Origin of the sequence: Nocardia uniformis NBRC 13702 (assembly GCF_001613345.1) — a bacterium.
Taxonomy (GTDB): Bacteria; Actinomycetota; Actinomycetes; order Mycobacteriales; family Mycobacteriaceae; genus Nocardia; species Nocardia uniformis.
In genome coordinates this window covers 90,280-99,287 of sequence record NZ_BDCE01000086.1, presented here as the reverse complement: position 1 = coordinate 99,287, position 9,008 = coordinate 90,280, and the positions used below count along the sequence as shown (strand labels likewise).

Sequence of the window (9,008 nt, the reverse complement as noted above, 5' to 3'; positions counted from 1 at the left end):
AGGGTCGGAATCCGCTTGTCCAGCGTGTGCACGCTGACCTACCGTTCGCCCCCACAGGACTCGAGGAGGGGCATGCGGCTACAGGGGCAGCGTTGGCGCACGCTGGTCAGCACGGTGCGGTTGGGGCGCAACGAATATCGGGTGGTTCGGCCCGCGCGGCCGATCGGGCACGCGCCGCTGCACGAGGGGTATCACGGTGCGCAGATAACCGTCGACAAAGCCGCCGCGTTGACGCTGGGCATGGCATGGTCGCTGGCGGCTCGCTCGCCGCACACGATTGTGTACCTTCCGTTGCGGCACAACGGTGTCGGATGCAATATCTACGGCAGCGGCAAGGAGCCGCCGCTGGATCTGGTGTTACTCCGTCACAGCCTGCGATTCCCAGTATCCCGGTGGAAAGAGTTGCGCGCCAAGCTCGGTAGCGGGCGGCCGCACACCGTGACCTGCCGCGGGTTACCGCAGGCAGCGGATCTGGGAGCCGTCTTCGCCGCGCGATACCATCGCGAGTTCAAAGATATTCTGCGGCACGATATTACCGCTGACACCCTATTCCTGGTCGGCAGCAGGACAGCATTCGAAGTCGAAGGATACGCGCTGCGCGAACTGGTCGAGGAGTGTCCGCAGCACATGCATGAGCGGCCGGACGCCCACTGCTGCGCCGAGATCTCAGTAGACGGTTTGCCGCAGTGGCTGCACGTGGAGTACTGCCGGGTGCATCGAGTCACCGCCCCGGCGGCCCTCTGAATTCGACCGTTTCTCCGGACCGGAGTTCCCAGCCGCACGGCGCAGTCGGTCGGCACCGTGCGGCAGCTCGTCCCCTGTCCCCCAGCGGTCAGCGGCGAAACAGACGTCGGATGCGCCCCCGAAGCCCAGGGGCCTCCTGAGGTGCCGGAGTGGCGGTTTCGGCGGCTGCCTCGGCGGCGAGTGCCTGCGCGAACCGCTCGTGCAATTGTTCGCGGACCTGATCCGGTGTGTAGGCGCGGCGGCGACGTTCCGCACGCACGACCACCACACCGGTCGCCACCACACCGGCCGCCCCCGCCAATCCCACTGCCTTCCACCACCGCATACCGCATACGCTACTGGTATGACGGGGACGAGCATCAGTCTCGATCGAGCGCTCGAGATCACCAGGACGGGTGACATCTGGTTGTTTCGCGGGCATTCGGCGGCCGACCGGGCGATTCGGATGACGACGAACAGTCCGGTGAACCATGTCGGCATGTCGGTCGTACTCGATGACATGCCGGCGCTGATCTGGCATGCGGAGCTCGGCCGATCACTGCCCGACATGTGGTCGGGAGCCACCCACCGCGGCGTCCAGCTCCACAATCTGCGCGACGCCGTCATGGTGTGGGCACACCGCTACGACCAGCAGGCCTGGTTGCGCCAATTGAACCGTCCGGCAACGCGAGAGATGGAAGACAGCCTGCTGCGCACCATCGCCCGACTCGACGGCACCCCCTTCCCCTCCACCGCCGGCCTCGCCGGCCGCTGGCTCCGCGGCCGAGCCCACCTCCCCCGCCGCCGATCGGGCCCACCGGCCGCCAAGGAACTCGAAACCGCCTACTGCGCCGAGATCGTGGCCACGACCTACCAGTCGATGGGACTGCTGCCGCAAAACCGTTCCGCCAGCTGGTATGACCCGGGACGGTTCTGGAGTGGAGACCACCTACAGCTGGGAGGCGGCTACGAACTGGGTGGTGAAATAGCGGTCGAAACACCGGCCGCGCCGACACCCTGACCACCACGGCTGGGCCGCGTGGTGAATTCAGAAGGGGGCAATGCGATCTCAGCGCTGCAGCTCACGGCCATCACGCGCGAGTTCATCGACGAGCGAATCTCCTGGGATTCTTCGCTGCTCGAACAGATTTGGGACACCTCCACTCCCTATTGGCAAGGAGCGTTCGATGAGCAGACGGCGTGACTACTACCGAGATCCCAACGCGCCCAAAGCCAACAGCCTTGTACCGGGTGGATCCGCGCTCGTCGTGGACGAGCATGGAGCGATTCTCATGCAACGCCGCAGTGACTCGGGGAACTGGTCGTTGCCGGGTGGCGTCATGGAGATCGGAGAGACTCTCGAGCAATGCGTGGTGCGGGAAACCAAGGAAGAGTCCGGCCTCGATGTCGAAATCGTAGGACTGCTCGGCATCTATACCGATCCGACGCACGTCATCGCGTATGCGGATGGAGAGATCCGGCAGGAATTCAGTATCACCTTTTATGGCCGCGTCCGCGGAGGACAGATCGCGGTCAGCGACGAGTCCACTGAGGTCCGCTTCGTTCGCCGGGAAGAACTCGCTGAACTGCCGGTTCACGACACGGTTCGGCTGCGCCTGCAACATCACTCGGAACAGCGCGCACAGCCCTACCTGGGCTGACGAATGCCAGTGCACAAGGACAGCACGGTAATTCGGTCGGCGAATACACCGCGCACAGGCGGGAACGAACACTCTCACGTGTAGACGTTGCGTCCGTATTCTCCGTGCGGCAATGTGAAGTCGTCCGGCCGATCGATGCGCAGCCGGTTGTAGCGCAGCGAGAACTCGGCGATGGCTTCGCTCAGACTGCAGCCCAGTTCGTCCTGAATGCTTTGGAGCGCCGGGAGAATCTTCTCAGCGAGGATGAGTTCGTCTACCGAGGTCTCGTTCACATGGTCAGTGTGTTGGTGCGGCATGGCAACGGCAATCGGGGATTCCGCCGGACCGGGCCAGCAATTCGTCCCGCCGCGAGGCGCGGCGGAACGGCGGAAGACCTGAACCACTGAACTCTTCAATACAGCGACGCCACAACACAACTCGCCCGGTCACCGCGTGCTCGGCCGGTTGGATTCGGGGCGGGGTGCCGACACCGCGGGCACCAATCGTGGTAGCGGCGGCAGCGGCGCGGAACCCGGGGAAGCCCGAAACGCTTGGATCATGAGTGCGGCGAAGCGTCGCGAGGCCGCGAGGCGGGCTGTCGGCGTGGTCGCGTGAATGCCGTTGTTGGCCATGATCATGAGGATGAGGTCGTCGACCATTACGTCGGGGTGCAGGTGCCCGGTGTCCTTGGCGCGGCGGATCAGTTCGGCGGCGGCGGTCAGCGCGGAGGTGCGGATTGCCGCGAAATCCAGCGCGTGCGGGTAGGTGGACATGAAGGCCGCGGTGAAGCCGTGGTCGCGTGCTTGCAGCTCGCTGAGCTTCTCGATCGTGCGGCAGAAGCCGCGCCAGGGATCGGGGTCGGCGAGACCCTCGTCCACGAGGGATCGGCAGGCGTGCATCTGATCGGTGAACGCCGCCGCGACCAGCGTCTCCTTGGTCGGGAAATGGCGGTAGAGGGTCGCGGGTCCGACCCCGGCGCGACGGGCGATCTCCCGCATCGGCACGTCCAGGCCGGTGCTGACGAATATCGTGCGAGCCGCCTCGAGGATGCGTTCCCGATTGTCACGCGCGTCCGAACGCAGTTCGTGAGGCAATTGAGCAGTCACCGCTCTCACTTTAGCTAAACGGACGGGGGCGTCCGTTACGGTCCGCTGGTTGGTTCCCGATCGAGAAGGACATGGAGAAACCGGTGAAAGCAGTGATGGTCCAGGAATTCGGAGGTCCCGAGGTGCTCACGGTCGCCGACCTCCCCGACCCGCGTCCGGCCGCCGGGCAGGTGTTGATCACCACCGAGGCGATCGGCGTCGGCGGTCTCGACGCCTTGATCCGAAGCGGCGCGCTGGCCACGTACGGCGGCACACCCGGTCACATCCTCGGCATCGAGGTCGCGGGCACCGTGACCGAGGTCGGTGAGGGCGTAGATACCGCATGGGTCGGTCGGCGCGTGTGGGCGCACACCGGTGAGAGCGGCGGCTATGCCGAACGGGCCGTCGCATCGGCCGAGACACTCGTCGCTCTTCCCACGGACCTGTCCGCGGCCGCTGCGGTGACCCTCGGCAGCTCGGCCATGGTGGCCCACTTCGCTTTGCGCCATGCGCATTTCGAGCCCGGCGAATCGGTGCTGGTGCGCGGCGCGGCCGGTGGTATCGGCGTCATGGCGGTCCAGCTCGCGGCGCGCGGCGGTGCGGGTGCGGTGGCGGTCACGACATCCTCGGCCGAGCGCGGCGAGCGCCTGCGCGAACTGGGTGCGACGCATGTGCTGGACCGGCTCGGCCGGGGTGCACCGGATGCTCCCGCGGACTACGACGTCATCCTCGATATCGTCGTCGGCGCGGATCTGCCCTCCTTCTTCGCCAGGCTCGCGCCGAACGGTCGCATGGTGGCCGTCGGCGCAATGGCAGGTATGCCACCGGCCGACTTCGGCATGGAGCTGGTCGCGGCGTTCCGGAAGTCGATGTCGTTCGCCACCTTCAGCGCCGACACCGTACCCGCAGCCGAGCGACGCGCCGCGACCACCGAACTGTTCACTGCCGCCAGTCGTGGCGAGCTGAAAGCCGTTGTGCACGAAGCACTTCCTTTGGAACAGGCGGTTCTGGCCCACCAGAAAATGGAAGCGGGCGAGGTGTTCGGCAGGATCGCGCTCACAGCGCCACGGAGCTAGACCAGATCGGTGCTCACCCGACAAAACAGCGCACGCGCATGCCGCTGCCCGCACGGTTCGAACCGGCCATAGCGGACGGTGCCAGAGATCGAATGCAGGCGTACCCGAGTCGATCATCGCCGATTGCAGCCACATTCAGCGCCTCCGGCGACGGGTGCGACGCCAACCGAGGGGGCCGGGGAGGTTCATGGAGGTGGTTTCGCGGCCGGGGTGCTGGTGTGCCGGGGGTCCGCCGCGGCTACCGGTGGTGATCGACAGGGAGCCGCGGTTGATATTGAGGCGCACGCCGGGGAAGATCTTGAAGCTCTTGCGGAAGGCGAAAAGACATTCGAGCCTCCTTTCTCGGGAGATGCATACCCTCGAATTACCAAGTGAATCTTCGGCTTCCGGTGTCCCTCCGACGATCTTCGCGCTGTCGCGAAGTCGAGTGTTAGTTCACACACCGTCTGCGGGCAGTCGCTCGTATAGTTCGACGGGATGCTCGGGAGGGCGCTCGCGGCCGAAATCGGCATACACATCGCCCCATCGAGTGGGGACGATCAGGTTGGCGAACTGGTCGAGTTCGCTGTCACACCATCGCTGGAGCAGGGTGAAGAACTGCCTGATCTCCGCGTCTGTCATCGGCGTACCGGAGGTATCTGCCATGTGCCGAGACTAAATGTGCTGGGACAGAGCACTGACCGGGCCGCCTCGACCTGAACGGCGGCCCGAGTCCAGGTCGGGCATGCGGCGCGGCGATGAGTTTCGCCGTGGTTTCTCGTCTCTATATACACCCGATCAGTCGCACTCGAGGAGCATCATGTCTGCCACCTACACATTCGATGTTTTTTCCAGTCTCGACGGCTTCGGCGCCGCTGGCGGTAACTGGACCGGTTACTGGGGAAAACAGGGCCCCGAGCTGCTCGACCACCGCCTCGCCCTGTACGGCGAGGAACAGCGGATGGTTTTCGGGGCCAATACCTATCGGGCGTTCGCGCAGATGCTGGCGTCGAGTACCGAGGGATCCGAGGTGCGTGATGCCTGGGTCACCCGGATGCGGAACCTGCCGGCGACGGTGGTGTCATCCACCCTCGAAGAGCCCCTCGACTGGCCGGATGCGTCGGTCGCGAGCGGCGATGCCGTCGATGTCGTCGCCCGGCTCAAGAAGGAGTCCGAGGTGCCGTTGCGCTCCCATGGCAGCCTGTCGATGAACCGGGCGCTGCTGGACGCCGGACTGGTCGATCGCGTACAGGTGACGCTCTTTCCGGTAATCACCGGGACTACCGGACTGGACCCAATCTTCCGGGGAGCGGCGGACTTCGATCTCGAGCTGATCGAGAGCCGGACACTCGACGGCGATATCCAAGAGCTCATCTACCGGCCCACTCCGCATATCTGAGTCCACCGCGCGCCCGTCCCGTCAGGGAGATGGGCGGGCGTTCTCCCGGTGGTCGGGGCGCACGTGCGCGCGTATTCCGTTCAGGCCGAACAGGATCAGGAGTTCGACGGCAGCGCCGTCGGCGCTGCCCAGCCAGTGTGGGAGGGATGTGTCGAACTCGGCGGCCTCGCCCGGCGGCAGTATCAGGTCGCGGTCGCCGACTATCAGCCGCAGACGCCCGTTGAGTACATACAGCCATTCGAAGCCGTCGTGGGTCTGCGGGGTCGGTTCGAGTGGTTTCGGTTGGGCGGGGATGATCATCTTGAAGGCGTGCACGCCGCCCGGCTGCCGAGACAGCGGTACGAAGATCATGCCTGCTCGCCGGATCGGCTTGAGGTGAATTCGGGGGTCACCGGTGCGCGGGGCACCGACGAGGTCGTCCAGGGGGATGTCGTAGACGCGGGCGAGGGGCAGCAGTAGCTCCAGGGTGGCCCGGCGCTGACCGCTCTCCAGCCGCGACAGCGTACTTTCCGACACCCCGGTGCGGTGGGCGAGGTCGGTCAGGGTGATGCCACGGGCGCGGCGCAGGGCACGCAGCCGCGGGCCCACCGCGTCGAGTACCTCGTCGGTTTCAGGGTCCACGCGGCCATCTTGCCAAAGCGGCAAGATTGCGTGCCAGGACGTTGGGGGTCTGGAAATACTGGTCGCATCCCGACCAAAGGAGTTCCCATGAGCGCCACCGAGGTGGATTCGTTCTGGGACGGCGTCTACGCCGCCCGACCGGCTGCCACCGACCCGCAGCCGAATTACTGTCTCGGCGAAGCGGTTTCGAGTCTGCAACCGGGCAATGTGTTGGATCTCGGATGCGGGAACGGCGGTGACGCACTGTGGCTCGCCCGCCGGGGCTGGCGGGTCACCGCCGTCGACGTCTCGGCGGTGGCGGTCGCCCGGCTCGCCGACCTCGCCCGCGCGCACGGCCTGGGTGATCGGGTCGTGGCCGAGCGTTATGACCTGCGCGAGTCCTTCCCACCGGGCCGATTCGACCTGATCTGCGCGCACTACCTGCACACCCCGCTCGATATGGACCGGGACGCCGTCCTGCGCCGGGCCGCGCACGCGCTGCGTCCGGGCGGGCGGCTATTGGTGGTCGATCACGGGTCGACCGCGCCTTGGTCATGGAACCAAGATCCCGAGGTCCGGTACCCGAGCCCGCAGCAGGTCGCTGATGGAATCGACCTGGATCCGGCGGGGTGGACGGTCGAGCGGGCCGAGGCTTCCCGCCGGATCGCGATGGGCCCGGATGGACGCACCGCCGAGGTCACCGATCACGTTCTGCTCATCCGCCGCGCTGACTGACCCGCGCACGAAGGAGGCCACCATGCCCGCCACCGCCCGACGCAAACGTCTCGACAGCCCGCCGCCACGCGCGGGGAACACCGAGTCCGAGACCCTGCGCGCATTTCTCGACTATCTCCGCACGGCGATCGCCGCGAAGGTCGACGGCGCGCCCGAACCGCAGGTGCGCACGGCCACCGTGCCGTCGGGCACGAATCTGCTCGGACTGCTCACGCATCTGACCTGCGTCGAACGCTCGATATTCCTCGGGGACACCGTGACCGACTGGCAGGCGACATTCCGGGCAGCACCGGAGGACAGCGTCGCCGATGTCGTCGCCCGCTACCGCGAAACGGTCGAGCGAGCGAACGAGGTGCTCGATGGCTGCACCGATCTCGGCGCACCGGTGCCCCGGTCGCGGCCGGGGCGTCCGGCTCCCAGTGTTCGCTGGGCGCTCACCCACATGATCGAGGAGACCGGACGCCATGCCGGGCACGCGGACATCCTTCGCGAACTGATCGACGGCGCGACCGGGCGCTGACTCCCCGAAGAAGGACATTTAACGCTTCCCCTGCCTGAAGGCAGGAGATTTCACGCTCAGACCGCAACCGAACCCACCACCGGAAGGCGGTGATCCAATTGGCTGACATCCTCGACACGTGTGTGGCCGCGCTCTGCCACAGGCAGAATCACCCTGGCGGCGTTCCAGTCTCGGTCAGCGGTGAATCCGCAGGCGTGGCACCGGAAAGTTCTCTCGCCGAGTTCGAGTCGTTGCTTGGCTCTCGCGAAACAACTCGAACACGTCATGGTCGTGTACGCGGGCCGCACCAACACCACCCTCCGGCCGGCCCGCTCGCCACGCTCGATCAACTCCCGCTTCGCCGCGCCGATCGCCGCATCGGCGGCCTTGCGCGCCATCGACGACTTCGCCAGAAACCTCGGTTCGAAATCCTCCACCGCGATCACATCATGGTTACCAACCACACCCTTGGCCCACACCCGCGCATCATGTCGGGTCTGCCGGGCCGCCTTCTTGTGCAGCTTCGCGACCGCACCTGCGGCCCGCTGATACCCGCGCGACTGCGAACCGCGTGTGCGATGCCGTCTGGCCGTTTTGCGTTGCGCCCGGGCCAGTTCGGCCGCACACCGAGCGCGGTGCCCGCGGTAGGGCAAATCGAACGCGGGATCGGTCGTGGTGGCGGTGGTTTTCACGCCCCAGTCGATACCGATGCCGCCCTCGGTGGCAGGGACGGGCTCGATGGTGCGGCGCACGACGAACGAGGCATACCAATGCCCCAACGAATCCTGGGTGATCCGCACACTCGTCGGTTCGGACGGCAACTCCCTCGACCACACCACCGCAATACTGACGCCCTTCGCCAACACCAGACGCCCATCAGTGAGGGTGAAGCCGCGTCGGGTGTATTCCAACGACACCTGGGACCGCTTGCGAGCCTTGAATACCGGCCGCCTCCGGCCCTTGACAGTGAACGACTGCGTGAGCGCTTGCGCATAGGTCCGCAGCGTTTGCTGTTGCGCCACTTGCGAACCCTCTGCCAACCAGGCGCTGTGTGCGCGGGCCTCGGTCAGGAGCTTGCTGAGTTTCCCGAAGGTCGGCTTCAGACCCGACCTCTGCTGATTGACTGCTTCGTTCCACAGGAACCGGCAGCGATGCCACTCGCAGCGCAGCACGGCTTCGGCAGTGCGGCCGGGCCGCAACCGGAAACTGTACCGCACCACCTCATCCACACCGAAAACCTTAACCGCCACCACCGACACGAAAGGGAGGACG

Annotated in this window: 15 protein-coding genes; 8 read left to right on the top strand and 7 right to left on the bottom strand. The window is 66.1% G+C overall.

Features of this window, described 5'->3' with window-relative positions; all coding sequences use genetic code 11:
- The coding region (locus NU1_RS31920; protein WP_218027870.1) for a hypothetical protein at positions 1–744 on the top strand (744 nt) is incomplete at its 5' end.
- 88 nt (positions 745–832) lie between these two features.
- On the opposite strand, the gene NU1_RS31915 is transcribed toward NU1_RS31920, so the two are convergent.
- Positions 833–1,069 carry a hypothetical protein gene (locus NU1_RS31915; protein ID WP_067527189.1) on the bottom strand — a complete coding sequence of 79 codons (237 nt, stop codon included), beginning with the start codon at positions 1,067–1,069 and terminating at the stop codon, positions 833–835.
- Positions 1,070–1,087: 18 nt separating this feature from the next.
- Here NU1_RS31915 and NU1_RS31910 point away from each other — a divergent pair, with 18 nt between their 5' ends.
- Genes NU1_RS31910 through NU1_RS31905 form a run of 3 tightly spaced genes read left to right on the top strand, consistent with a single transcriptional unit; the run spans position 1,088 to position 2,384 of the window.
- Positions 1,088–1,744, top strand: coding sequence for a hypothetical protein (locus NU1_RS31910; RefSeq protein WP_067527188.1), 657 nt, complete (start codon positions 1,088–1,090; stop codon positions 1,742–1,744).
- An 18-nt stretch (positions 1,745–1,762) separates the two neighbouring features.
- Entirely contained in the window at positions 1,763–1,927 is a 165-nt protein-coding gene (locus tag NU1_RS41955; protein ID WP_157553312.1) for a hypothetical protein, read from the top strand.
- The gene (locus NU1_RS31905; protein ID WP_067527187.1) at positions 1,911–2,384 is read left to right on the top strand and encodes an NUDIX domain-containing protein; all 474 of its coding nucleotides are present in this window, start codon (positions 1,911–1,913) and stop codon (positions 2,382–2,384) included. Before NU1_RS41955 ends, NU1_RS31905 begins: the two co-directional genes overlap by 17 nt.
- A 74-nt stretch (positions 2,385–2,458) precedes the next feature.
- Here the strand turns inward: NU1_RS31905 and NU1_RS31900 are convergent, their stop codons facing one another.
- A complete protein-coding gene (locus tag NU1_RS31900; RefSeq protein ID WP_212762187.1) occupies positions 2,459–2,656 on the bottom strand; it encodes a hypothetical protein in 198 nt (65 codons plus the stop codon).
- Positions 2,657–2,809: 153 nt separating this feature from the next.
- Positions 2,810–3,469 carry a TetR/AcrR family transcriptional regulator gene (locus tag NU1_RS31895; RefSeq protein WP_170264355.1) on the bottom strand — a complete coding sequence of 220 codons (660 nt, stop codon included), beginning with the start codon at positions 3,467–3,469 and terminating at the stop codon, positions 2,810–2,812.
- Positions 3,470–3,552: 83 nt separating this feature from the next.
- Here NU1_RS31895 and NU1_RS31890 point away from each other — a divergent pair, with 83 nt between their 5' ends.
- Positions 3,553–4,524: a zinc-binding dehydrogenase gene (locus NU1_RS31890; protein WP_067527202.1), complete on the top strand. Its 972-nt coding sequence runs from the start codon at positions 3,553–3,555 to the stop codon at positions 4,522–4,524.
- Positions 4,525–4,659: 135 nt separating this feature from the next.
- Here NU1_RS31890 and NU1_RS44405 read toward each other — a convergent pair whose 3' ends face one another.
- Positions 4,660–4,875 carry a DUF4236 domain-containing protein gene (locus NU1_RS44405; protein ID WP_084521991.1) on the bottom strand — a complete coding sequence of 72 codons (216 nt, stop codon included), beginning with the start codon at positions 4,873–4,875 and terminating at the stop codon, positions 4,660–4,662.
- A gap of 84 nt (positions 4,876–4,959) precedes the next feature.
- On the bottom strand, positions 4,960–5,169 hold the full coding sequence (locus NU1_RS31885; RefSeq protein WP_157553310.1) for a hypothetical protein: 210 nt from the start codon (positions 5,167–5,169) through the stop codon (positions 4,960–4,962).
- Between the two features lie 154 nt (positions 5,170–5,323).
- Between NU1_RS31885 and NU1_RS31880 the strand changes: the two genes are divergently transcribed.
- Positions 5,324–5,902: a dihydrofolate reductase family protein gene (locus tag NU1_RS31880; RefSeq protein ID WP_067527183.1), complete on the top strand. Its 579-nt coding sequence runs from the start codon at positions 5,324–5,326 to the stop codon at positions 5,900–5,902.
- Positions 5,903–5,923: 21 nt separating this feature from the next.
- Here NU1_RS31880 and NU1_RS31875 read toward each other — a convergent pair whose 3' ends face one another.
- Positions 5,924–6,523 (bottom strand): helix-turn-helix domain-containing protein, encoded by a 600-nt coding sequence (locus NU1_RS31875; protein WP_067527182.1) that lies wholly within the window; start codon positions 6,521–6,523, stop codon positions 5,924–5,926.
- Positions 6,524–6,610: 87 nt separating this feature from the next.
- Between NU1_RS31875 and NU1_RS31870 the strand changes: the two genes are divergently transcribed.
- Together NU1_RS31870 and NU1_RS31865 are read left to right on the top strand one after the other, a co-directional pair.
- Positions 6,611–7,237: a class I SAM-dependent methyltransferase gene (locus NU1_RS31870; RefSeq protein WP_067527181.1), complete on the top strand. Its 627-nt coding sequence runs from the start codon at positions 6,611–6,613 to the stop codon at positions 7,235–7,237.
- A gap of 22 nt (positions 7,238–7,259) precedes the next feature.
- Positions 7,260–7,757: a DinB family protein gene (locus NU1_RS31865; RefSeq protein WP_067527180.1), complete on the top strand. Its 498-nt coding sequence runs from the start codon at positions 7,260–7,262 to the stop codon at positions 7,755–7,757.
- A 56-nt stretch (positions 7,758–7,813) separates the two neighbouring features.
- On the opposite strand, the gene NU1_RS31860 is transcribed toward NU1_RS31865, so the two are convergent.
- A complete protein-coding gene (locus tag NU1_RS31860) occupies positions 7,814–8,986 on the bottom strand; it encodes an RNA-guided endonuclease InsQ/TnpB family protein (RefSeq protein ID WP_157553308.1) in 1,173 nt (390 codons plus the stop codon).
- Positions 8,987–9,008 lie beyond the last annotated feature (22 nt).